At 73.2% G+C, this 23475-nt stretch carries 23 protein-coding genes and 1 riboswitch; of the genes, 14 read left to right on the top strand and 9 right to left on the bottom strand.

What is annotated here, in order from left to right; all coding sequences use genetic code 11:
• The first annotated feature begins 50 nt into the window (after positions 1-50).
• The 4 genes from G6W55_RS11415 (at position 51) to G6W55_RS11400 (ending at position 5552) form a co-directional block, all read left to right on the top strand.
• Positions 51-2324, top strand: a complete 2274-nt coding sequence (locus tag G6W55_RS11415) for a M4 family metallopeptidase (protein ID WP_175520693.1) — start codon at positions 51-53, stop codon at positions 2322-2324.
• Positions 2325-2438: 114 nt separating this feature from the next.
• A riboswitch (cobalamin riboswitch) is annotated at positions 2439-2520 on the top strand.
• A 128-nt stretch (positions 2521-2648) separates the two neighbouring features.
• Positions 2649-3743 (top strand): iron ABC transporter permease, encoded by a 1095-nt coding sequence (locus G6W55_RS11410; RefSeq protein ID WP_175520692.1) that lies wholly within the window; start codon positions 2649-2651, stop codon positions 3741-3743.
• Positions 3744-3767: 24 nt separating this feature from the next.
• Entirely contained in the window at positions 3768-4526 is a 759-nt protein-coding gene (locus tag G6W55_RS11405) for an ABC transporter ATP-binding protein (protein ID WP_175520691.1), read from the top strand.
• 9 nt (positions 4527-4535) lie between these two features.
• Positions 4536-5552, top strand: coding sequence for an ABC transporter substrate-binding protein (locus G6W55_RS11400; protein WP_175520690.1), 1017 nt, complete (start codon positions 4536-4538; stop codon positions 5550-5552).
• 12 nt (positions 5553-5564) lie between these two features.
• On the opposite strand, the gene G6W55_RS11395 is transcribed toward G6W55_RS11400, so the two are convergent.
• Positions 5565-6206 (bottom strand): hypothetical protein, encoded by a 642-nt coding sequence (locus tag G6W55_RS11395; RefSeq protein ID WP_175520689.1) that lies wholly within the window; start codon positions 6204-6206, stop codon positions 5565-5567.
• Between the two features lie 243 nt (positions 6207-6449).
• Between G6W55_RS11395 and G6W55_RS11390 the strand changes: the two genes are divergently transcribed.
• From G6W55_RS11390 to G6W55_RS11380, 3 genes are all read left to right on the top strand, one after another.
• Entirely contained in the window at positions 6450-6722 is a 273-nt protein-coding gene (locus tag G6W55_RS11390) for a hypothetical protein (RefSeq protein WP_175520688.1), read from the top strand.
• A 164-nt stretch (positions 6723-6886) separates the two neighbouring features.
• The gene (locus tag G6W55_RS11385; protein WP_375372443.1) at positions 6887-7687 is read left to right on the top strand and encodes a chitosanase; all 801 of its coding nucleotides are present in this window, start codon (positions 6887-6889) and stop codon (positions 7685-7687) included.
• A gap of 62 nt (positions 7688-7749) precedes the next feature.
• Positions 7750-8205, top strand: coding sequence for an ATP-binding protein (locus G6W55_RS11380; protein WP_175520687.1), 456 nt, complete (start codon positions 7750-7752; stop codon positions 8203-8205).
• Here the strand turns inward: G6W55_RS11380 and G6W55_RS11375 are convergent.
• Together G6W55_RS11375 and G6W55_RS11370 are read right to left on the bottom strand one after the other, a co-directional pair.
• Positions 8195-8704, bottom strand: coding sequence for a molybdenum cofactor biosysynthesis protein (locus G6W55_RS11375; RefSeq protein WP_175520686.1), 510 nt, complete (start codon positions 8702-8704; stop codon positions 8195-8197). The two genes, G6W55_RS11380 and G6W55_RS11375, sit on opposite strands and share 11 nt — an antisense overlap.
• Positions 8705-8784: 80 nt before the next feature.
• A complete protein-coding gene (locus G6W55_RS11370; RefSeq protein WP_175520685.1) occupies positions 8785-10116 on the bottom strand; it encodes an alpha/beta fold hydrolase in 1332 nt (443 codons plus the stop codon).
• 427 nt (positions 10117-10543) lie between these two features.
• On the opposite strand from G6W55_RS11370, the gene G6W55_RS11365 reads away from it, so the two are divergent.
• On the top strand, positions 10544-12031 hold the full coding sequence (locus G6W55_RS11365; protein WP_244369375.1) for an MFS transporter: 1488 nt from the start codon (positions 10544-10546) through the stop codon (positions 12029-12031).
• Between the two features lie 25 nt (positions 12032-12056).
• Here the strand turns inward: G6W55_RS11365 and G6W55_RS11360 are convergent, their stop codons facing one another.
• The gene (locus G6W55_RS11360; protein ID WP_175520683.1) at positions 12057-13016 is read right to left on the bottom strand and encodes an SGNH/GDSL hydrolase family protein; all 960 of its coding nucleotides are present in this window, start codon (positions 13014-13016) and stop codon (positions 12057-12059) included.
• Between the two features lie 212 nt (positions 13017-13228).
• On the opposite strand from G6W55_RS11360, the gene G6W55_RS11355 reads away from it, so the two are divergent.
• Together G6W55_RS11355 and G6W55_RS11350 are read left to right on the top strand one after the other, a co-directional pair.
• A complete protein-coding gene (locus G6W55_RS11355; RefSeq protein WP_175520682.1) occupies positions 13229-14002 on the top strand; it encodes a family 16 glycosylhydrolase in 774 nt (257 codons plus the stop codon).
• Between the two features lie 192 nt (positions 14003-14194).
• Positions 14195-14371 (top strand): hypothetical protein, encoded by a 177-nt coding sequence (locus G6W55_RS11350; RefSeq protein WP_175520681.1) that lies wholly within the window; start codon positions 14195-14197, stop codon positions 14369-14371.
• Between the two features lie 8 nt (positions 14372-14379).
• Here G6W55_RS11350 and G6W55_RS11345 read toward each other — a convergent pair whose 3' ends face one another.
• Both G6W55_RS11345 and G6W55_RS11340 read right to left on the bottom strand, forming a co-directional pair.
• Positions 14380-15153 (bottom strand): hypothetical protein, encoded by a 774-nt coding sequence (locus G6W55_RS11345; RefSeq protein ID WP_254876188.1) that lies wholly within the window; start codon positions 15151-15153, stop codon positions 14380-14382.
• Positions 15150-16808, bottom strand: a complete 1659-nt coding sequence (locus tag G6W55_RS11340) for a serine/threonine-protein kinase (RefSeq protein ID WP_175520680.1) — start codon at positions 16806-16808, stop codon at positions 15150-15152. The genes G6W55_RS11345 and G6W55_RS11340 overlap by 4 nt, the downstream gene beginning before the upstream one ends.
• 274 nt (positions 16809-17082) lie before the next feature.
• Between G6W55_RS11340 and G6W55_RS11335 the strand changes: the two genes are divergently transcribed.
• Positions 17083-17457, top strand: a complete 375-nt coding sequence (locus G6W55_RS11335) for a hypothetical protein (protein WP_175520679.1) — start codon at positions 17083-17085, stop codon at positions 17455-17457.
• A gap of 33 nt (positions 17458-17490) precedes the next feature.
• On the opposite strand, the gene G6W55_RS11330 is transcribed toward G6W55_RS11335, so the two are convergent.
• Entirely contained in the window at positions 17491-18099 is a 609-nt protein-coding gene (locus G6W55_RS11330; protein ID WP_309243680.1) for a hypothetical protein, read from the bottom strand.
• Between the two features lie 106 nt (positions 18100-18205).
• Between G6W55_RS11330 and ligA the strand changes: the two genes are divergently transcribed.
• Positions 18206-20326, top strand: coding sequence for an NAD-dependent DNA ligase LigA (gene ligA, locus G6W55_RS11325; RefSeq protein ID WP_254876187.1), 2121 nt, complete (start codon positions 18206-18208; stop codon positions 20324-20326).
• A gap of 62 nt (positions 20327-20388) precedes the next feature.
• On the opposite strand, the gene G6W55_RS11320 is transcribed toward ligA, so the two are convergent.
• Positions 20389-21204: an SAM-dependent methyltransferase gene (locus G6W55_RS11320; RefSeq protein WP_175520676.1), complete on the bottom strand. Its 816-nt coding sequence runs from the start codon at positions 21202-21204 to the stop codon at positions 20389-20391.
• 161 nt (positions 21205-21365) lie between these two features.
• Here G6W55_RS11320 and G6W55_RS11315 point away from each other — a divergent pair, with 161 nt between their 5' ends.
• Positions 21366-21968 (top strand): hypothetical protein, encoded by a 603-nt coding sequence (locus tag G6W55_RS11315; RefSeq protein WP_175520675.1) that lies wholly within the window; start codon positions 21366-21368, stop codon positions 21966-21968.
• A 36-nt stretch (positions 21969-22004) separates the two neighbouring features.
• Here G6W55_RS11315 and G6W55_RS11310 read toward each other — a convergent pair whose 3' ends face one another.
• Complete coding sequence (locus G6W55_RS11310; protein ID WP_175520674.1) at positions 22005-22667, bottom strand: CBS domain-containing protein; 663 nt, start codon at positions 22665-22667, stop codon at positions 22005-22007.
• 176 nt (positions 22668-22843) lie between these two features.
• Here G6W55_RS11310 and G6W55_RS11305 point away from each other — a divergent pair, with 176 nt between their 5' ends.
• Complete coding sequence (locus G6W55_RS11305; protein WP_175520673.1) at positions 22844-23467, top strand: 3'-5' exonuclease; 624 nt, start codon at positions 22844-22846, stop codon at positions 23465-23467.
• The last annotated feature ends 8 nt before the right edge of the window (positions 23468-23475 follow it).

Here is a 23475-nt window from a genome sequence, read left to right as displayed (position 1 = left end):
CCACCTCGGCTCGCATCACGGCGGGCCGACCTTCGCAGAAGGAGAACACGTTGCCCCGGCGACCCCGCCTCGTCACCCGGCGCAGACGCGCCACCGCCCTCGCCCTCACCGCCGTCGGCACCCTGCTGGCCCTCGGCGCCCCCGCCGGGCCCGTATCGGCCGCGCCCGCCGACCCCGGCCCCGCCACGATCACCGCCACCCCCCGGGCCGGGTCCGCCCCGGTGACCCTGACGCCGTCCCGCCGCACCGCGCTGATCAAGAGCGCCCAGAGCGCCTCGGCGGCCACCGCCCAGCGCCTCGGCCTCGGCGGCCAGGAGAAGCTCGTCGTCAAGGACGTCATCCAGGACGCCGACGGCACCACCCACACCCGCTACGAGCGCACCTACGCCGGACTGCCCGTCCTCGGCGGCGACCTGGTCGTCCACCTCAAGGACAACCGGACCACCGTGTCCAAGGCCGCCACCGCGCGTCTCGGCGTGCCCTCGCTGACCCCGAAGCTCTCGGCCGCGCAGGCCGGCAGCCGGGCGGTCGCGGCCGCGAAGAGCGCCGACGTCTCCGGCACCGAGACCGAGCGCGCGCCGCGCCTCGTCGTCTGGGCCGCCGGCACCGGCAAGCCGGCGCTCGCCTGGGAGACGGTCGTGGAGGGCGTCCAGGAGGACGGCACCCCGAGCGAACTCCAGGTCGTCACCGACGCCACCACCGGCAAGCAGATCCTGGCCGCCGAGAAGGTGCACACCGGCAGCGGCACCGGCCAGTACAGCGGCGAGGTCACGGTCGGCTCCACCCTGTCGGGATCGACGTACCAGCTCGTGGACCCGGACCGCGCGAACCAGCGCACCTACGACCTCAACCAGGGCACCTCCGGGACCGGGACCCTCTTCACGGACGACAACGATGTCTGGGGCGACGGCACCACGGGCAACCGGCAGACCGCCGGTGTCGACGTGGCCTTCGGCGCCGCCGCCACCTGGGACTACTTCAAGAACGTGCACGGCCGCAACGGCATCCGGGGCGACGGTGTCGCCGCCTACAGCCGCGCCCACTACGGCAACAACTACGTCAACGCGTTCTGGCAGGACAGTTGCTTCTGCATGACGTACGGCGACGGCTCGGGCAACACCCACCCGCTGACCTCGCTCGACGTGGCCGCGCACGAGATGAGCCACGGTGTCACCAGCGCCACCGCCAATCTGACCTACGCGGGCGAGTCCGGCGGTCTCAACGAGGCGACCTCGGACATCTTCGCCGCGGCCGTCGAGTTCGACGCCGACCTCGCCGCCGACGTCCCGGACTACCTCGTCGGCGAGAAGATCGACATCAACGGCAACGGCACCCCGCTGCGCTACATGGACAAGCCCTCCAAGGACGGCTCCTCGCGCGACTACTGGAGCTCCACCCTGGGCGGCATCGACGTCCACTACTCCTCGGGACCGGCGAACCACTTCTTCTACCTGCTCTCCGAGGGCAGCGGCGCCAAGACCGTCAACGGCGTCGCCTACGACAGCCCGACCTACGACGGCCAGGCCGTCACCGGCATCGGCGTGAGCAACGCGGCCGCGATCTGGTACCGGGCGCTCACCACGTACATGACCTCCTCGACGAACTACGCGGGCGCCCGCACCGCCACCCTGTCGGCCGCCGCCGACCTGTTCGGCGCCTACAGCCCCACCTACCTGGCCGTCGCCGACGCCTGGGCCGCCATCAACGTCGGCAACCGGATAGCCCTCGGCGTCAACCTCGCCCCGATCGCCGACCAGACCAGCGGCATCGGCCAGGCCGTCAGCCTCCAGGTGGACGCCTACACCACCAACACCGGTGCGGGCCTCACCTACGAGGCGACCGGACTGCCCGACGGCCTCGCCATCAGCCCGAGCGGTCTGATCACCGGCACCCCGACCACCCTGGGCACCGGCGACGTCACCGTCACGGTCACCGACAGCACCGGCGCCTCGGTCTCGGACACCTTCGGCTGGCGGATCGCGTACGTCTACGCCAACGCCACCCGCGTCGACATCCCCGACAACGGGGCCGCCGTGGAGTCCGCCGTCACCATCGAGGGCCGCGAGGGCAACGCCTCCGCCACCGCCTCGGTCTACGTCAACATCGTCCACACCTACCGCAGTGACCTGACCGTCGACCTCGTCGGCCCCAACGGCACCGTGTACTCCCTGCTCAACCGCAGCGGCGGCTCCGCCGACAACGTCGACCAGACCTTCACGGTCGACGCCTCGGCCCAGCCCCTCAACGGCACCTGGAAACTGCGGGTCCAGGACCGCGCCTCCATCGACGTCGGCTACATCCAGCGCTGGCAGCTCACGCCCTGACCTGAGCCGTCGTCACACCGCCGCCCGGGCCCCCGAGGGTCCGGGCGGCGGTGCGTCACGGGCCCGGACCGACCGCCGGCCGCGGTGTTTGTTAGGCTCCCCTCGCCCCCCGCGGGGGAAGTCCGGTGAGAGTCCGGCGCTGACCCGCAACGGTGTGCGCGGCGACCCCAGGTCCGCCGCGTGAGCCCGATCGCCCACGGTGGGTACGCGACCCGTTGACCGCTCGCCGTGGACTGCGAGAAGGGGGACCGCACGGCCGTCTCGGGCCGTCCGGGCCGTCTCCGTGCGCCACAGGCGGCCCCAGCCGAAGGACCGCCTCCGCCCGTGCGCCGACCACCGACGGCGAGTCCCAGCCGCACCGCCCCCGCTCCGGCGACGAGCCTCCGCCGCCCTCCCCTCGCCCCCGTGGCCGCCGGACTCGGCCTGCTCCTGCTCGTCTCCCTGCTGGCCGGGGTCACCCTCGGAGCCGCGGGCGTCGGCGCCGCCGACGTGTTCCGGTTCCTGTGGGCCGGGCTCACCGGCGGCACCGTGGCCGCCGCCGACGGACCCGCCTACACCATCGTCTGGGAGATCCGGCTGCCCCGTGTCGTGCTCGGCGCCGTGGTCGGCGCGGGGCTCGCCTCCGTCGGGGTCGCCGTACAGGCCATGGTCCGCAACGCGCTCGCCGACCCGTTCGTCCTCGGCATCTCCTCCGGCGCGGCCGTCGGCGCCAACGCCGTCATCCTGCTGGGGGTGTTCGCCGGGCTCGGCGTGTGGGCGCTGTCCGTGTCCGCGTTCGCGTCCGCCCTCGCCGCCATGGTCCTGGTCTACGCCGCCGCCCGCACCCCGCGCGGCCTCACCCCGCTGCGGCTGATCCTCACCGGCACCGCCCTGGCGTACGGCTTCGAGGCCGTCACCACCGTGATGGTGTTCGGCGCGGCCCGCGGCGAGGCCGCCCGCTCGGCGATGATGTGGCTGCTGGGCAGCCTCGGCGGCGCCACCTGGGCTCAAGTGCCCATCGCCGCCGTCACCGTGACGCTCGGCTGGATCTGGCTGCGCCGGCGGGCCGAGGCGCTCAACGCGCTCGCCATGGGCGACGAGACCGCCGCCGCCCTCGGCGTCCCGCCGACCGCGCTGCGCCGGGAGCTGTTCGTCGTCACCGCCGCCGTCACCGGCACCGTCGTCGCGGTCAGCGGGGCCATCGGGTTCGTCGGGCTGATGGTGCCCCACCTGGTGCGCATGGTGGCCGGCGCCGACCACCGCCGGGTGCTGGTCCTCGCCCCGCTCGCCGGGGCCGTCCTGCTCGTCTGGGCCGATCTGCTCTCCCGGCTGCTGCTCGCCCCCGCCGAACTCCCCGTCGGCGTGATCACCGCCGTGGTCGGCGTCCCTGCCTTCCTGCTGCTCATGCGGCGCGGCGACGGCCCGCTCGGAGGCCGCTGACCATGACCACCCCCGGAGGACACCATGCGTCTTGACCTGGACGGCGTGACGGTCGAGGCGTCCGGCGCCCGGATCGTCGACGACATCCGGCTGACCGTCCCCGACGGACAATTCGTCGGTCTCATAGGCCCCAACGGCAGTGGCAAGTCCACCCTGTTGCGCTGTGTCTACCGCGCGCTGCGCCCCGCCGCCGGCACGATCCGCCTCGCCGGGGACGATCTGCACGCACTGCCCCCGACGGCCGCCGCCCGGGTGCTGGCCGCCCTTCCGCAGGAGTCCGCCGCCGAGTTCGACTTCACCGTCGCCGAGGTCGTCGCCATGGGACGGCTGCCGCACCAGGGCCGCACGGCCCGCACCGACCACGAGATCTGCGCCCGGGCCATGGCCGGCACCGGCGTCGCCCACCTCGCCGGACGCGGCTTCCTCGCCCTGTCCGGCGGGGAGCGGCAACGCGTCCTGATCGCCCGCGCGCTGGCCCAGCAGCCCAAGGTGCTCGTCCTGGACGAGCCCACCAACCACCTCGACATCTCCCACCAGTTGGACCTGCTCGCGCTGGTCCGGCGCAGCGGTCCGACCGCGCTCGCCGCCCTGCACGACCTCAACCTCGCCGCCGCCCACTGCGATCTGCTGTACGTCATCGACGGCGGCCGGATCGTCGCCCACGGCACCCCGCACGAGGTGCTCCGCCCCGATCTGCTCGCCGACGTCTTCGGCGTCCGGGCCCATCCCGTGCCCCACCCCGTCACCGGCACCGTCCAGCTCCTCTTCGACCTCCTCCCGTAAGGAACCCCCGTGCCCGCCCAGCGCCCCCTCCTCCCCATCGCCGCCCTCGCCCTCGTCCTCGCGCTCACCGCCACCGGCTGCGGTGCCACCGTCGAGACGTCCGCCCCCGCCGACGGCAAGGCGATCACCCTCACCAACTGCGGCCGGAAGGTCACCTACGACAAGGTGCCCGAACGCGTCGTCACCAACGACGTCGGCATCACCGAGCTGATGTTCGCGCTCGGCCTGGAGGACCGCATGGCCGGCTTCGCCATGCCCGACGACAAGGGTGACCTGAGCGGCGTGCCCTGGAAGGACGGCTACGACAAGGTCGAGTGGCTCTCCAAGGACCAGCTCACCAAGGAGAACGTCCTCGACGCCCGCGCCGACCTGGTCTTCGCCGGCTGGAACTACGGCTTCCGCGAGGACGGCGGCTTCACCCCGGCCGCCCTGAAGAAGCTCGGCATCCCCTCGTACGTGCTCACCGAGTCCTGCCGCAACGGCCGCACCGAGACCTCACGCGGCATCATGCCGCCCCTCGACGCCCTCTACGCCGACCTCACCAACCTGGGCAAGCTCTTCGGGGTGGAGAAGCGCGCGGCCACGCTGATCGCCGACTTCAAGAAGCAGGTCGCCGACGTCCGGGCCCAGGCCCCCGCCGCCGCGGACCGGCCCTCCGTCTTCCTCTACGACAGCGGCCAGGACCAGCCCTTCACCTCCGGCCGCTTCGCCGCGCCGGAGCAGATCATCAGCGAGGCCGGCGGCACCAACGTCATGCACGACCTGGCGGACTCCTGGACGGCCGTGGGCTGGGAGACCGTCGTCGAACGCGACCCCGAGGTCATCGTGATCTGCGACTACGGCGACGTCAGCGCCGAGCAGAAGAAGGACTTCCTGCTGTCCTACGCCCCGCTGCGCGACGTGTCCGCCGTGAAGCACCGGAGGATCTTCGTGCTCGACTACGTCGACCTGGTCGAGAGCCCCCGCAACCCGTCGGCGATCGCCCGCCTCGGCGCCTACCTGCGGACGGTCGCGGGCGACGCCTGACGGCACGGCGGCTCAGGTCCGGCGGGGCGCGGCGGCGGGCACCCCGGCCACGAGCTGGGCCAGCGAGGTGCCCCGCGCCCACAGCCGCAGCCGGGGCCCGTCGATCAGGACGGTGCGGCCCTCGCGCGCGGCCCACACCTCGTCACGGTGGCTGAACGCGCCCCGGTGGACGACGAGCCGCAACGGGGGCCCCGACCGGGCCCGCGCCCGCGGCGGGCGGCAGGAACACGACGTGTCCTCGTCCGGCAGCGGCTCGGCCACCGGCCGGAACGCCACGTCGAGCAGGCGCCCCCGGCCGTCCCGGGCGGACAGATGGAAGGTGTCGTGCCGGGGCGGCGGCAGCACCCGCCAGCCGTCCCGCCGCAGCATCCGCGCGACCGCGACCACCAGCCCCGGCATGTCCAGCTCCGCCAGCTCCTCCGGCGTGTAGTACCCGCCCCGCCGCCGGGCCGGCAGCCGCGACCTGCGCAGCACCACGGCGACGGCGACGGCCAGCGCCCCGACGGCCAGGGCACCCGCCCCGGCGCCGAGACCGCGCACGACGAACACCAGCCCCACGACCGCCCCGCACCCGGCCGCCACCAGCAGGGCGAGCGCGGGCAGCACCTCGGACAGCCGAGGCCCGTCCCGGCCCGCCGCCCGTAACTCGCTCACCGTCCGTCTGCGCCGGGCGCGCGCCGATTCGCTCCTCCGCGCCCGCGCCCGCCTCCGTATGCCTGCCATCCGGGTCGGCCCCCCACCCCCGTACACGTGATGTGCGCGTGAGGAGGGGATACCCGCCGCCCCGGAGGGGATGCGGCGAACGCCTCCGTGCGCCCCCGGCCGCCCCCGGCGCGCCCGGCTCCGCCGCCCGGTCACCGGGGGCCGTTGTCAGTGGCGGATGCCAAGCTGCTGGTCATGGACGAGGCTGAGTTCTTGCGGGGCCGGGTCTACGGCGCCGATCACGACGACGCGGGACCCCGCCCGGACCGCGCGTACGCTCAACTGGTGGGCGGCCCGCTGGACGGCCTGCTCCTGGACGTCACGGACCGGGCGGAGCACGCGCCGCGCGAGGTCGCGCTGACGACCGAGATAGGCCGCTACGGCCCCGGCGGCCGGGCCGTGTACGTACGGCGCGGGGGCGACGGCCGCCGCTTCGACTGGCGCGGGGACACTCCGGGCACTTCCTGACGGACCGTCACCAGAGGGCCGGGGCTTGTTCGTTCGATCGTACGAACCTTGTCCTCGGCGGGGACACGTCCGTGCGCGACACTTGATAGGAAACTTTCCTGACAGTTCAATGTCGGTACTCCCGCAGCACGGCCATCCCCCCACCCCCACTTGGAGCCACTGTGGTGCACCGTCATTCCCGCCGTACGTTCCTGACCCTCACCGGCGCGCTCGCGGCCGTCCCGCTCCTCGGCGCCCCCGGCGCGGCGGCCGCCGCCCCCGGACTCGACGACCCGGCGAAGAAGGAGATCGCCATGAAGCTGGTGTCGAGCGCGGAGAACTCCACGCTCGACTGGAAGTCCCAGTACCGGTACATCGAGGACATCGGCGACGGCCGCGGCTACACCGCCGGCATCATCGGCTTCTGCTCCGGCACCGGCGACATGCTCGACCTCGTCCAGCTCTACGCCGACCGCGCACCCGGCAACGTCCTCGCCCGCTACCTGCCCGCCCTGCGCGCGGTCGACGGCACCGACTCCCACGCCGGGCTCGACCCCGACTACCCCCGCGACTGGCGCAGGGCCGCCCAGGACCCCGTCTTCCAGCAGGCCCAGAACGACGAACGCGACCGCGTCTACTTCAACCCCGCCGTCCGCCAGGGCAAGGCCGACGGACTGCGCGTCCTCGGCCAGTTCTGCTACTACGACGCGATCGTCATGCACGGCGACGGCACCGACCCCACCAGCTTCCGCAACATCCGCGGACGCGCCCTGAACCGGGCCCGGCCCCCGGCCCAGGGCGGCGACGAGACGACGTACCTGCACGCCTTCCTGGACGCGCGCGTCTGGGCGATGCGGCAGGAGGAGGCGCACAGCGACACCAGCCGCGTCGACACCGCCCAGCGCGTCTTCCTGCGCAACGGCAACCTCGGCCTCACCCCGCCGCTCGACTGGCAGGTCTACGGCGACAGCTACCACATCGGCTGAAACGGACACCGCTCCCGCCGGCCGGGCGCGTACGGGTCCGGTTCGTGGGTAGTCGCGCCGATATGAACGGGGAAACGAAGACGGTCCGAAGGACGACACCGGCGCCCGGCGCCGGCGTCGTCGAGACGGCGGTGGAGCTGGACGGCGCGGACGGCTCCATCGCCCGGGCCCGCGCCCTCACCGCGGACTTCCTCACCGCCGCCCCGCGGCGCGGCGGGCCGGGGAACGGCGGGGCGGTGCCGGCCCGGACCGTCGACCTGGCCCGGCTGGTGGTGAGCGAGCTGGTGACCAACGCGCTCCGCCACGCCCCCGGCCCGGTCCTGCTCAGGCTGCGCCTCGCCGCCTCCGCCGTGGAGATCGCGGTGTGGGACGGCGACCCCGCCCTGCCGCGGCCGTGCACCCCGGACCCTACGCGCGTCGGCCGCCATGGCCTGGAGATCGTGCGGGCCGTCGCCGACGAGTTCCACGCCGTACGGGAGACGGCCGGCAAGCGGGTCGTCGTCCGCCTCAGACTGTGACGGACGGCGCCCGGACGACGGTGAGCGTCGCCGGGCCCAGGGTCAGGACGCCGTCCGACAGCGGAGTGCAGCGCACGCCGCCCTTGCCGCGCAGGGCGCGCTGCGCGCCCGGTCTGACGGTGACGTCCATCCAGGCGCAGGGCCGGGCCGGCCGGTTCACCGCGAAGGTGACCGGGCCCGGCCCGCTGTCCAGCGCGATCGTGGACCCCACCAGGGCGTCGACGTCGACGCCCCGCAGCAGGACGTTCCTGCGGGTCTGCGGCAGTCCTGCCGAGGGGTCGATGTCCCGGGGGAGGTTCTCCTCGGACATCAGGGTCACGGCGGCGTCGCGGTGCGCCGCCCGGCCGAAGTAGCGGTCGCCGACCAGCCCGAGACCGGCCCGCACCCGCACCTCGGGCACCAGTTCCTCGTCGGGGCCCGGCGCCGGGCCGTCCGAGGGACGCCCGGCGAGCCGGTGCGACGGCGACACCAGCAGTTGCACCACTTCCACCTCGGTCATGCTGTCCACCGTAGGGCCGCCGTCGCGCGTCCGGCCGGTCAGGGCCTGCCGGTCAGGGCCTGCCGGTCAGTGCCTGTCGGTCAGGGGCGCAGGGGCAGGGTGGAGCAGTTGGAGCCGGCGGGCTTGCCGTTGAGCCGGTCCGTCAGCCAGGAGATCGCGGAGCCCTGGTCGGCGAGCAGCGGCGTCATGTGGTTGAGCAGCGCCCGGCCGAGACTCGGCAGGATCACCGGCTTGTACGTGACGTCCGCGCCCTTGGCGCACCAGGCGACCGCGAGCGACCGGGCCTGGGCGTGGGGCACCAGGTTGTCGGCGGTGCCGGTCGCCAGCCGCACCGGGGACGCGGGCGCGATCGTGCCCAGGCTCTGGTCGTCGAGGAACGCCTTCAGCGCCGGTTCCGACGCGATGACGTCGTTGAGGGACCGCCCGTCCTTGGTCCAGGACGTGCTGCGCGCCGAGTTGTAGGAGAGCAGTGCGTCCCCGACGCACATGCTGGACAGGTCGTCGAGCGCCTTCCAGCCCTTCGCGCTGAGATGGGCGTCGGCGATCGCCCTCAGCTCGGGGTCCGACTGGAGGAAGCCGTTGACCGACCAGGCCAGCGCCCCGGCCAGGTCGCTGCCGTCGATGGCCCGGGTGACCGCCGTCAGGTCTGCGGGCGGCGCCCCGGCGTAGCTCCCGGCGAGGGTGACGTCGGGGGCGTAGGAGGGCTGGAGTTCGGCCGCGGCCGCCGCCGCACCGCCGCCCTGGCTGTAGCCGTACAGCGCCACCCGCGAGTCCGCCGACAGCGAGGTGCCGGGCAGGGACCGCGCGGCCCGTACGGCGTCCAGGACGGCGTGGGCCTCGTCGACCCGGTTGACGTAGGTGTGCAGCCGGTCCGTCGCGCCCAGCCCGGCGTAGTCGGTGACGACGACGGCGATGCCGCGGGCGAGCATGCGGTAGATCGCCAGGATCTCGTAACCCACGGACAGCGTCTGGGTGTTGACGACGACCGGGTGCTGGAGGTTGAACGAGGCGGAGCACTGGTCGCCCTGGCCCATGGTGCCGGGCGCGACCGCGATCAGCGGCCGCGCGCCGCTGCCCTTCCAGCGGGCCGTCGGCTCGATGTAGGCGCCGGTGACCGCGACCGGACGGCCGTTGCCGTCCGTGGACTTGTACATCAGCCGGGTGGCCCGGCCGGGGAGCGGGCCGCCGATGCCGGGCAGGCTCAGCGCGAGCGGGAGCGGTTCGCTGCGGACCAGGGTGCCGTCGGCCGCGGGGAGCGTCGCGGGCGGGTTGTAGAACGTGGGGATGGTGATGCCGCGGGAGACCACGGCGTCGGCGGCATCGGACTCGGCGGCGCCGGCGGGGACGGCGGCGGTGCCGAGACAGGCGGCAGCGGTGACTGCTGCGGCCAGCAGGCGGGTGGGGGCGGGCATGGCGGACCTCCGGAGCAGAGGGAGGCCCGAGCCTCGTCTGCGGCTCGGGTGGTGGGGAGAGCGGCACGGGTCCGCGGTCGCCCACCGCTGCCCCGTATCGCTCGTAGACGAACTGTCAGGACCGTAGCCAGCGCTTCGTTACCTCGGGTAGCGTCAGGAAGGTTACGGTTCAGTAATATGGCGTTCGGTGACAGGTGATATACGGCCCGGGTTCAAGCGCCGTGGGGGAGTCGGGGCTCCCGATGATCGAGTGGTGACCCTCAGGGCACGGGCGTAGCGTCGGACGGGTGCACGGACGGCGGGCGCGACCACGCGCCGCACGCCCCAACCGGCCGCCTCCGAGCGCGCGATACTCATGAGCAGCCTTCCGCAGCCCACCTCCGCAGCCGAGACCTCCGCCCGCGACAAGGGCGGGGGCGGGAACGCGATGGCCCTTCTGGTCATCGCCTCCTGTCAGCTCATGGTGGTGCTCGACATCACGATCGTGAACATCGCGCTGCCGCACATCCAGCGGTCCCTGGACTTCTCGACCACCAGCCTGTCGTGGGTCGTCAACGCCTACACGCTCACCTTCGGCGGACTGCTGCTGCTCGGCGGCCGCGCCGGTGACATCCTCGGCAGACGCCGGGTGTTCGTCGTCGGCGTCCTGCTGTTCGTACTGGCCTCCCTGCTCGGCGGGTTCGCCCAGGGCTCGGGCCAACTCCTCGCCGCACGCGCCCTCCAGGGCGTCGGCGGCGCCATCGCCTCGCCGACCTCCCTCGCCCTGATCAGCACGACGTTCCCCGAGGGTCCCCAACGCAACCGGGCCTTCGGGGTGTTCGCGGCCGTGTCGGCGGGCGGCGGGGCGATCGGGCTGCTCGCCGGCGGCATGCTCGTCGAATGGCTCAACTGGCGCTGGGTGTTCTTCGTCAACGTCCCCATCGGCCTGCTGATCGCCCTCGCCACCCCCCGCTGGATCAAGGAGTCCGAACGCCACCCGGGCCGCTTCGACATCACCGGCGCCCTCACCTCGACCCTCGGCATGGTCCTCCTCGTCTACGGCTTCATCCGGGCCGCCCAGGACGGCTGGAGCGACCCGCTGACGCTGGCCTCCTTCGGCGCGGCGGTCGTCGTCCTGACCCTCTTCGTTTTCGTGGAACGCCGCTCCCGGCAGCCCATCACGCCGTTGCACATGTTCGCGGACCGCAACAGAGCGGGAACGTACGGGATCATGCTCTGCCTGGCCGCCGCGATCTTCGGGATGTTCTTCTTCCTGACCCTCTTCGTCCAGGATGTGCTCAACTTCAGCCCCCTGGCGGCCGGTCTGGCCTTCCTCCCCGTCAGCGCCGTGATCGCGGTGGGCGCGGGACTCGCCTCCCGCTTCCTGCCGACGTACGGCCCGAAACCCTTCATGGTGATCGGCGCGATCCTCGCCGCGGCCGGCCTGTCCTGGCTGACGCTGACCGACGTCCACTCCACCTACGCGGGCAGCATCCTCGGGCCGATGCTGGTCTTCAGCCTCGGGATGGGCATGGAGTTCGTGTCCCTGACCCTGATGGCGCTGTCCAACGTGCCCACCGCGGAGACCGGCGCCGCCTCCGGGCTGCTCAACGCGATGCAGCAGGTGGGCGGTTCCCTCGGCCTGTCCATCCTGGTCACGATGTTCGGCACGGCCAGCCGCAACGAGGCGACCGACCAGGTCGCCGACTTCCTGTCCCAGGCGAGCCCTGCCCAACGGCTGCAATTCCAGCGCACCGGCGAACTCCCCGCGCCCTGGTCCGACGAGGTCCTCACCGCGGGGGTGTCGGCCGCCTTCGTCATGGCCGCGATCTTCACGGTCGTCGCCGCGATCATCGCCCTCGTGGTGATCCAGGTCCGGCCCTCGGACCTGGAACGCCTTCAGGGCGGCGCGGGTCCGGGGCCGGGTGCGGGCTGAGTCGCCGAGGATCGGATGACAGCCGCTAGCGGCGGCCTCGGTCCAGTCGGTTCAGGACGGCTTCCGCCATCGCCGCCTCGCCCTTGGCGTTGGGGTGGGCGGGCGCCGCGGGCGCCGAGGGCCGCAGCGGCTCGATCCAGCGGACCTCCGGAGACTTGCACATGTCGTGCCCGACCGTCGGACCGTACGTGTCCACGTACTCGGCGCGGCTCACCAGGGCCACCAGCCGCAGCATCAGGTTGAGCCGTTTCTCGGTGTCCCGGAGGTAGGGGAAGTCCTTCGTGGCGAACGGCACCTGGGGCGCGCAGCCGCTGCCGTCGTCGGGCAGCAGGGCCGGATAGCCCACGACGACGACCCGGGCGTGCGGGGCCCGCGCGTGCACCGCCCGCAGCACCTGCGCGATCCTGGGCGCCGTCCGGGCGATCGTCACGGACAACTGGTCGACGCCCTTGGTGCGGTAGTGCCGACGGCAGGGGTCGCCGGACGGGTCCTGGGGGTACAGCCCGGCACAGGTGGAGATGATCGAACCGAAGCCGATGTCGTTGCCGCCGATCTGCACGGTCACCAGGTCGGTGTTCCTGCTCAGCGCGTCGAGCTGCGGACCGTTGGTGCCCTGCGCCTTCCACATGTGCTCCGTCGTCGCCCCGCCGCAACTGACGTCCTTGAACGCGGACGTTCGGATCCGCGCGGACACCAGCGACGGGTAATTGCGGTCGGAGCGGGCGCAGTTCGCGTCGACCTGCTGAGGGAGCAGAGGGCCCGAGGTGTAGGAGTCGCCGAGCGCCACGTACGCGCGTGCGCCGCCCGAGCCATGGCCCGCGCCGGTGCCGCTGCCGTGTCCGCCCCCGTGCGCTCCCGCGGGCGCCGCGGACGTGGCGACGAGGGCGCAGCCGCCCAGGGCGGCCAGGAACGCGACCCCCCGGCGACGACGTCCGGCCCCGGCTCCCCTGTCTGTGTCCGCTGCTCTGTGTGCGTCGCGCCGCATCGCGGTCCTCCCCTTGAACCCACCACGCCCGGATGTATGACAGTTCGACTGTTCAACTGTTCGCCTGGGCTTGTATACCGCCCGGTATGTGGACGGGGCCAGAGTCATGACGACACGTGTTTCCCGCCGTCCGTTCACTCGGACGGCTGGTTGTCGGGCCGGTTTCCGGGCGCGCCCGCATGCCCAGGTCATATGCGGAGCAGCATCGCGGCATGGAGAATCCCACAAGTGAGAGCCCGCTCTCCGCGCGGGGCCCCACGCCCGGCCCCGCCGTCGTCTTCACGGCGGACTTCACGTCCACCCGCCAATGGGTGGCCGGCCGTTCGTGGGCGTATCCCCACGGAGGCCCGGTCAACCCGGGCGACGACAAACTGGACTACCTGGTCGAGGACCCCGCCTACAGCCGCTCGGGCACCTTCCGGGCCACCCGCCGCCGGGACGGACGGTGGAACACGGGACTGCTCACCACCGAAGGAAGCGAGGAGGCGTTCACGGTCCGCGCGGGCGACGTGCTGGAGGCCCGGGTCCGGCTGCCCTACGAGGCCGGTGCCTGGCCGGCCATCTGGACCTGGCGGGACGGCGATCAGGAGATCGACGTCTTCGAGTACCACCCCGACAACCCCGATCTGCTGGAACTCACCAACCATGTCCGCGGCGCCAACCTCTACCACCGGGACCCGGCGATCCGGCCCGGCGCGTGGGTCGGCCTGCGCGTCGAGTTCGGGGTGCGCTCCGTGGTCTGGTGGGTGAACGGCACCCAGGTGTTCGCCGACCGGCGGGGAGTCGGCCGCACCTGGCACGCCTATCTGATCGTCAACCTCTCGGTCTGCGGCGGCCGTTACCACCCGCCGCCGTCCCCCAGGACCACCGAGATGTCCTACGAGGTACGGGACCTGGTGGTCCGGCGTCCGGCCCGGGTCCTCGATCTGCTGGACGACGAAGGGGGTGAGGACGAGCAGGGCGACGACGTCGGCGACGAGAGCTGACATCGTGGACATGGTCATCGGTACCCGGCCGCAGCGGGCACAATGCGATGATGTCGCCGACACCCGTTTCGCCCGTATGACCGTCAGGCGGCGTCATGGCACGGTGGATTCGCCCCGGCGGATCGGCCGCGTGCCCGGAGCCGTTCACCGCGTTCGGCCAGGCCGACCGACCACGAAAGCAGAGCCTCTTCCGTGTTCTCCGTCTTCGACGACACGCCGATCTACTCCCGCCTGGTCACCGAACGCGGGGACGTGCCCGCCCAGGTGCGCGGTGAGGCCGAACGCATCAAGCGCGACCTGGACCGCGTCATGTCCGGCGGTCCGTCCCTCACTCCGGGGCTGCCCGCCCAGCGGTCCTTCTTCGGCTGAGAGCCGCGTCAGGAGCAGTCGTAGGTGAAGCGCGCCGTCGCGGTCTTCCGGGACGGCGACAGGATGTGCAGCTCCGCCTCTGCCGCGTACCGGCCGGGACCCTGGAACGTCCAGTAGAGGTGCAGCCGCACCTCCTCCCGGCCCCGGTCGACGCTCGCGTGCAGGACGTCGGAGGTGGTGCCGTCGTTGCGCACCCAGCGGTAGGAGAACTCGCCCGGCCGCCCGTCGGTGCGGACGACACCGACGACGTCCGCCGTGCCGTCGCAGCCCGTGCCCGGCTCGGCGGCCGCCGCCGACACGCTCCGCACCGTCAGCTCGGGCGGGGAGTGGCCCCGCCAGAACAGGAAGATCACGGCGGCCACCAGGACCAGCGCGGGCAGCGCGTGCCGGCGCAGCCGACGGTGCCGGCGGACCGGCGGCGGTGCCACGGGGGCGAGCGTCGAGTGCACGCCCTGCGACAGGGACGCGGTGACGCCGGGGCCGAAGCGGAGCATGGTGCCGTCCACCCGGCCCTGCGGTCCGGTCGGCACGGTCGCTCCGGCCCGCACGGTCGGTTCGGGGGTGTCCGCCGTCGTACGGTCCAGCGGCTCGCGCGGTGCTGCCGCGCCCGCCCCGGCACCCGCGCCCGTCAGCATCGTCGTGGCGTCGTCCGGGCGCTGGATCCAGTGGCTGGCCAGCATCGTCGCGCTGTACTCGTCGTCGTCCTCGACCCGGGTGTCCGCCAGGGACGCGGGGTTCGCCGGGTCGTCGGCGCCGGGCCGGCGGTCGTGGGGTGTGCTCATCGCAGGTCGCACCGCCGGGTCAGGAGCTGCTGGGACGCGCCGCCGTCGGCCGAGGCGGGGTTCGTGGTGGCGCGCACGGTCCAGTAGCAGCCGTTGCCCTGGAAGGTGTGGTCGACCGCCAGCGTGTACTGCGTGGCACCGCTGCGCCGGAACGACGAGGGCGCCCCGTCCGTGGCGCCGGACTGCCCGGCGGCGTCACCGGAGAACCAGGACACCGAGATGGTGAGCGGCCCCGTGCCGTCCGTGGTGACCGTGATCGTCGTGGTGGCCGTGGCGGTGCCCGTCTGCCGGAAACCGGTCACCGTGACGTCCTTGACGGCGGGCGCCACCGGCGGCTCGACCGTGCTCGTCGACGGGCTCGGCGAGGCCGACCCGCCGGGCGACCCGGAGGGGGTGCCGGGGTCGGACCAGGTGACCGTCGGCGAGACGGAGGCGCCGGTGCCGTCGGACGGCGACGGCGCGCCGTCGGAGGCGGACGCGGACGCCGACGCGGAGGTGGAGGCGCTGGGCGACGGGGAGAGCGACGCGTCGGACGCCGACGGCGACACCGAGGGGAGCGCGCTCGTCCCGGACAGCGGCGAGGGGACGGTCGTCGCGACGGCCTGCCCGGAGGCCGCCCCGGCCCCCTGCCCGAGCCCCTGGCCCAGCAGCAGCGCGACGAGCACCGCGGCCGTCGCCACCACCAGCCCCGGCCAGGTGGGCCGCCACGGATGCAGCCGGCCCGCCCCCGGCTCCCGGCGGAGCACCGTGCGGGCGGTGTCGACGGTGGTACCGGACGCCGTCCCCGGAGCGGCCGGGACCAGGAAGAGCAACAGCGCCACGAGCGCCGCGAGGCGGCCCCGGCCGCGCTCCTCCCACTCCTCGCCGTACTCCGCGACCGCGGCCCGCTCCAGGTCGGCCACGAACGCCGCCGCGTCCGCCGGCCGCTCCTCCACCGTCTTCGCCAGCCCCCGGCGCACCAGCGCCCGCACCCCCGCGGGCACCTCCTCGTCCGGAACGTCGCCCTCGACGTGCTGGAGCGCCAGTTGCGCGAGGTTCTCCCCCGCGTACGGCTTACGGCCCGTCAGACACTCGAAGAAGGTGGCGGTGGCCGCGTACACGTCCCCGGCGGGCGAGGCCGGCGCGCCCGTCCACTGCTCGGGCGCCATGTACGCCGGCGTTCCCGCGACCCCGGCCCGGATGCCGGCGTCCACGGCGATCCCGAAGTCGACGAGCTTGGACGTCCCCTCGGGGCTGACCAGCACGTTCTCCGGCTTGTAGTCCCGGTGCACCACACCGGCCCGGTGCGCGTCCGCCAGGCCGAGCAGCGAACCCTTGAGCACCACCAGCGCCGACTCCGGGGACAGCGGGCTCTCCCGGGTGAGGAGCGTCCGCAGCGAGACCCCGTCCACCAGCTCCATCACGATGGCGGCACCCTCCGGCGCCTCCACGTACTCGTAGAAACCGGCCACGTGCGGGCTCTCCAGCCCGCCCAGCAGCTCCGCCTCCGCACGGAAGCCGTGCACGAAACCCGGCCGGGTGAGCAGCGACTCGCTGAGGTACTTCACGGCCACCGGCAGACCGGTCGGCTCATGAACGGCGAGCACCACCCGTCCACTGGCTCCGGAACCGAGTTCGAGCGACTCGGAGTATCCGGGTACCGCCCATGTGTTCATCGCGCCTCCCCCCTTGCCGTCGTGCCGCCGCGCCGTCGTGCGATCGTGCGGACCGTGCCACCGTGGCACGGGACGTCCGGGCCACGGCAGCAGAGACACGAATTCGGCCAGTGCGGTTGCAGGGCGGAGGAAGGTCCTGCACGGCGCCGGTCAACTGCCGCGCGCCGGAAGGAAATTGTCAGTCCCGTGTTGAAGAATGCGCGGAAGTGAGATCAACCTCGCCGAATCGGGGTAGGTGATCTTGAGTCGCTCCGCCTGAAAGAGGTCACCTCCCGTGCCCGACGCCCGCTCCCGCGCTCAGCTCACCGCAGCCGAGGCCGATGTGCTGCGCATCGTCTGTGACGCGCGACGCCCCGTGTTCGTCACCGTGCACAGCAACGGGCGCCGCCGGTACAGCCATTGGCGACCGCTGGACGCCGGGACCGGCCGGGGCGGCTGCTATGTGGCCCTGCCCACCGAGGCGTGCGACCGGCTGCACGCCGCCGGGCGGATCGTCCTCGGCGAACCCGTCACCGACCCCGCCAAGACGACGTACCGGGTCAGCGCGGCCCGCCCGCCGGCCGCGCCGCTGCGCCTCCCGGTGGCCGCCGTGCCCGCACCCGCTCCGGTACGGTCCCTGCGGGCGCGCGGCAGGGGGTACGCGGCCTGAGACGGCCGGCGGCGGCAGCGGCGTCGGCAGGAGTCAGTGCACGGAGTCGCCGGGGGACACCGGGACCGTCTCCAGCAGCGGAGAGGCGAGCAACTCCGCGATCAGCTCCGGTGATCCGCCGATGTACGTGCTGACCAGGTCCACGTCGCCGCCCACGCACCAGGCGCGGTCCTGCGGCCACCACAGGTCCGGCAACTCCGCGAACGCGTCCGGCTCGACGGGGGAGAGGACGTCGTCCAGGGGCCCGGAGAGCAGCACCCTCTCCCGGTGCGGCGTCTCGAAGCACGGCACCCCGTCGAAGCTCCGGCGGCCGTAGCCGGCCCACAGTCCGAACCAGCAGCGCTCGGCGGTCCGGGTGTGCCGGGCCAGCACGGGGAGGAGATGCCGGGCCACACCGACCGGTGTCGGACCCTCCGCCGGGTGCGCCGACGACACCGGCCGTTCGTCCGGCGACGCCGGATGCGGCACCCGTACGTAGGCGGCGAAGCCCGGCACGGCGATGCCCGCGACGGTGCCGAAGTCCTCCTGTCTGGGCCCGAGTTCGGCCAGCCAGCGGGCCGCGCCCAGGTCCTCCCGCTCCACCCGCAGCCGCCCGTAGCGCTCGGGGGCGGATGCCACGTACCACGGTCGAGTGTCGTCCACCCGCCCCATTCTGCCCGGCCGTCATCTCGTTCGCCGCAGCCCGTTCCCGGCGGTCCGGGCGGCCGGTCCGGACCCGTTGTCAGTGGTGGGAGGCAGGATGGCGGGTATGACAACTCCTGGTGCAGTGATCGTGGATGCCGCCGCCTACGCGCGGGCGGTCGAGGACGCGGTGAAGGCGGCCGCCGCCTACTACGAGGGCGGCACGTCCGTGCTGGACGACGACGACTACGACCGGCTGGTGCGCGCCATCGCGGCCTGGGAGGCCGCACACCCGGACCAGGTCCTGCCGGACTCGCCCACGGGCAAGGTGGCCGGCGGCGCCGTCGAGGGCGACGTACCGCACACGGTCGCCATGCTGAGCCTGGACAACGTCTTCTCGGCGCAGGAGTTCACCGCCTGGACCGTCTCGCTCGCCCGGCGCGTCGGCCACGACGTGACCCGGTTCAGCGTCGAGCCCAAGCTGGACGGCCTGGCGATCGCGGCGCGCTACACGGAGGGCCGCCTGACGCGGCTGATCACCCGCGGGGACGGGACGGCCGGGGAGGACGTCTCGCACGCCGCGGGCACCATAGAGGGCCTGCCGGAGCGGCTCGCCGAACCCGTCACGCTGGAGGTGCGCGGCGAGGTCCTGATGACGACGGCCCAGTTCGAGCACGCCAACGAGGTGCGTATCGCGCACGGCGGCCAGCCCTTCGCCAACCCGCGCAACGCCGCCGCCGGCACCCTGCGCGCCAAGGACCGCGCCTACACGGTGCCGATGACGTTCTTCGGCTACGGCATGCTGCCGGTGCCCGGCACCGAGGACGCGCTCGCCGTCTCCCTCGCCGACAGCCCGCACAGCGACCTGATGCACCGGGTGGCCGCCCTCGGCGTGAACACCACCGCCGGCACCGCCGTGCCCGGCACGACCGCCGACACGCCCGACGAGGTGCTGACCCGGGTGCAGGAGATCGCCGCCCTGCGCGCGGAACTGCCGTTCGGCATCGACGGCATCGTGATCAAGGCCGACCTCGCCGACGACCAGCGGGCCGCGGGCTCGGGCTCACGCGCCCCGCGCTGGGCGATCGCCTACAAGCTGCCGGCCGTCGAGAAGATCACCCGGCTGATCGGCGTGGAGTGGAACGTCGGCCGCACCGGCATCATCGCCCCGCGCGGCGTCCTGGAGCCCGTCGAGATCGACGGCTCGACCATCACCTACGCCACCCTGCACAACCCCGCCGACATCACCCGCCGCGATCTGCGCCTCGGCGACCATGTGATGGTGCACCGGGCCGGGGACGTGATCCCGCGCATCGAAGCCCCCGTCGCCCATCTGCGCACCGGCGACGAACAGCCCATCGCCTTCCCCGAGTCCTGTCCGCGCTGCGGCGCCGGCATCGACAGCAGCGAGCAGCGCTGGCGCTGCGCCAACGGCCGCAACTGCCATCTGGTCGCCGCCCTCTCCTACGCCGCGGGCCGCGACCAGCTCGACATCGAGGGCCTCGGGCACACCCGGGTCGTCCAGCTCGTCGAGGCCGGTCTGGTCGCCGATCTCGCCGACCTGTTCACCCTCACCCGCGACCAGCTCCTCGCCCTCGACCGGATGGGCGAGACCAGCACCGACAATCTCCTCGCCGCACTGGCCGCCGCCCGCAGGCAGCCCCTGTCGCGGGTGCTGTGCGCGCTCGGCGTGCGCGGCACCGGCCGCTCCATGTCCCGGCGCATCGCCCGCCACTTCGCGACGATGGACCATCTGCGGGCCGCCGACGCCGAGGCGATCCAGCGGGTCGAGGGCATCGGCACCGAGAAGGCGCCGTCGATCGTGGCCGAGCCGGTCGAACTGGCCCCGCTCATCGACAAGCTGGCCGCGGTCGGCGTCAACATGACCGAGCCCGGCGCCACCCCGCCGCCGCCCCCGGGCACCGAGGACGGTGCGGAGGAGGACGCGGCGGGCGCGGGGCCGCTGGCCGGGATGGCGGTGGTGGTCACCGGTGCGATGACCGGCCCGCTGGAGAAGCTCAGCCGCAACGAGATGAACGAGCTGATCGAGCGCGCGGGCGGCCGCGCCTCCTCCAGCGTGTCCAAGAAGACCAGCCTGGTCGTCGCCGGGGAGGGCGCCGGATCCAAGCGGACCAAGGCCGAGACGCTCGGCGTCCGCCTTCTCACGCCGGACGAGTTCGCGGTCCTTGTCGCCGACTGCCTCGACGCGGGGGACGGGGAGCCGGCGGAGGCCGAGCTGGTCGGCTGACCTGCCGATCCGGGGTGGTCTCCGCCCCTACCCTGCGGAGACCACCCCGGCCGATCGCCGCGTCAGGGCTTGCGGGCGAGCCCGCCGTGCTCGGCGATGACCGCCGGAGCCGGGACATCGGCGTCGGGACGCCACAGCGGAACCGACACCACACCCGGTTCGAGCAGTTCGAGCCCGTCGAAGAAGGCCGTGATCTCCTCGACCGTCCGCAGGTTGTAGGGGACGGCACCGCTCTCGTTGTAGGCGTCCTGGGCCTGCTCGAAGACCGGGTCGAAGCCGCGGGAGCCGTCGTTGATGGACAGGTAGCTCCCGGAGGGCAGCGCCTCCATCAGACGGGCGGCGATCGAGCGGGCCTGGTCGTAGTCGGCGATATGACCCAGGATGTTGCTCAGGATCAGGGCCGTGGGACGCGAGAAGTCCAGCGTCTCGGCCGCGGCCTCCAGGATGCGGTCGGGCTCCAGCACATTGGAGTCCACGTAGGCGGTCTTGCCCTCCGGCGTCGAGTACAGCAGCGCGCGGGCGTGGGCGAGGACCATCGGGTCGTTGTCGACGTAGACGATCCGGGTCTCCGGCGCGATCCGCTGGGCGACCTCGTGCGTGTTGTCGGCGGTGGGCAGACCGGTGCCGACGTCCAGGAACTGCCGGATGCCCGCCTCGGCGACCAGATAGCGGATGTTGCGCTGGAGGAAGGCTCGGCTGCTGCGGGCGATCGTGACGATGCCGGGGAAGACGTCGGTGTACGCGTCACCGGCCGCCTCGTCGACGGGGTAGTTGTCCTTGCCGCCCAGCCAGTAGTTCCAGATCCGGGCCGAGTGCGGCACCGACGTGTCGATCTTCTGCTGCGCCGCTGAGCCGGGCGCGGGGGCGTGATCGGTCATGAGCAGTGTCCGTCTTTCAGCCGAGTCTTCAGTGTTCAGCGCACAAGATATGCCGCAACGACCCTACTGTGTACACCAGTTCATCCTTCCGGTCGGTACGGCCCCGAATACCGGCAGTGGGTGCCGTGACCATGGCACCGGATGCCGTGGATACTGCCCGTATGCGACTCGGGGTGGTGATGGGGATTCTGTACTGCGTGCAGTTCAGCCGCGAGCTGGGGGACGACGAGGTCGGACGGATCGCCGGCATGGTCCTGGAGCGGCCCCTGTACGACCTCACCGCCGAGGAGCAGTACGCCGCGGTCGAGGCCGCGCTCGCCGAGGACGTCTGGGACCAGGACCTGTCCTGGCAGCCGCACGGCGAACCGGCGGTCCGCGACTTCCTGCGGCGGCTGCTGGCCCGGCTCGACGCGGCCCGCCCCTGGCGGGAACCGCCGCTGCGCGCCCTCGGGTTCGACCGGTGGGAGGAGTACCGGCGGGGCACGCTGCTGGCCCGGGTCCGGCTCCACGCCCCGTCGCAGGACCGGCTGCACGCCCGCCTGCGCACGGTGCCCGGCGATCCCGACGGTCTGCGCGGTGTCGTACTGCGCCTGGGCTCCGGGGACGAAGTGGCCCTGATCGCCCCGCCGTTGCCGGACGGCCGCGAGGCGCGCCTCATGGTCCTGCCCCCGCACCGCCCGGCGGCGGAGCTGCTGGCGGCGTTCCTCACCCACACGGAGTGCGAGCCGGGACGTGTGACACCGGAGCGCCCCGCCCGGGGGTGACCCTCCGGGCGGGGCGCTCCGGCCCGGATCACGGTGTCACGGAGTGACGCGGACCGGCTCCTCCAGGCCCGACCCCGCTTCCCGTACCGGTCTGAACTCCACCGCCACCACCCCGTCGACATTGCGGCACAGCTCCTCCAGCTCCGGCACCGAGACCCGGGAGGAGAGGCGGCCGCTGAGGACGACATGGCCGTGCGCCACGTCCACGTGGACCGCCGACGGCGACTCGCCCAGCGTCCTGACCAGGACCTCCTCCACGATCTCCGTACGGATGGCCTGGTCCTTGCGGAGGAACACCTGGAGCAGGTCGCCCCGGCTGACCACGCCGATCAGCCGCCGGTCGTCGTCCACCACCAGGAGCCGCTTGATGCCGTGCCGGGCCATCACCCGGGCCGCGTCCACGACGCTCCAGTCCTCCCGCGCACAGACCGGCGGCGAGGTCATCAGCCCCGCCGCGTCGGTCGCCCACGCCTTGGCGGGCCGGGGCGCGCCGTCGGGGTCGTGCTCCGACCGCCCCCACATCTTGTGCAGCAGGTCCGCCTCCGAGACCACGCCCACCGGGCGGTCGTCCTCGTCGACCACGGGCACCGCCGTGATGTCGTACTCCTGGAGGAGATGGGCGATCTCCTTGAACGGCGTACCGCCCTGGACTCGCACGACCACATCGCTCATGAGGTCGCGTACCTGCTGGTGGTTCATGGGGGCTTCCTTTCTCAGACCACCCGTCGTAAGGGAAACGTCCGGCGGCGCCCCGGTGATCCCCCCTGACGCACACTGTCCATATTGCCTGATATGTATGCGTCTGTTCCGTGCCGAAGATCCCCGGCGCGGAAATACGGATGCCCCGCCGCCCCTGGCCTCCGTAGCCTCCTCCCATGGCCCACGTCCCCGCACCCGCCCTCCTGAACGTCATCGACGTCGAAGCCACCTGCTGGGACGGGCAGCCCCCGCCCGGCTCGGTGCACGAGATCATCGAGATCGGGCTCACGGTCGTGGACGTCGCCGCGCGGCGGCGGGTGTCCCGGCACCGGATCCTGGTCCGGCCCGGCCGGTCGACGGTCAGCCCCTTCTGCACCGAGCTGACCGGCCTCACCCAGGCCGAGGTGGACCGCGGTGTGCCGTTCGCCGAGGCGTGCCGGATCCTGGCCGAGGAGTACGAGGCGGGCGTACGGCCCTGGGCGAGCTGGGGCGACTACGACCGCCACCAGTTCGCCCGCCAGAGCGAGGCCGACGGGGTGGCCTACCCCTTCGGCCGTCCCGTCGAACGCACGCACACCAACGCCAAGGCCGTCTTCACCACGGCCCACGGCCTGCGCCGCAGGCCCGGCATGAGCCAGGCCCTCAAGATCGCCGGGCTGCCCCTGGAAGGCCGCCACCACAGCGGCGAGGACGACGCCTGGAACATCGCCGCGCTCGTCCTGGACCTGGCGGCCCGCGACGCCTGGCCGCGGCCGCCGGCGGATCCGTGGGCGGCGGCAAGATCCGCGCGCGTCCGCTGACCACGCAC

The organism is Streptomyces sp. CAI-85 (genome assembly GCF_013363615.1).
Classification (GTDB): Bacteria; Actinomycetota; Actinomycetes; order Streptomycetales; family Streptomycetaceae; genus Streptomyces; species Streptomyces antibioticus_B.
The sequence above is the reverse complement of the archived record's forward strand: the minus strand, read 5'-3'. Positions and strand labels throughout refer to the sequence as shown.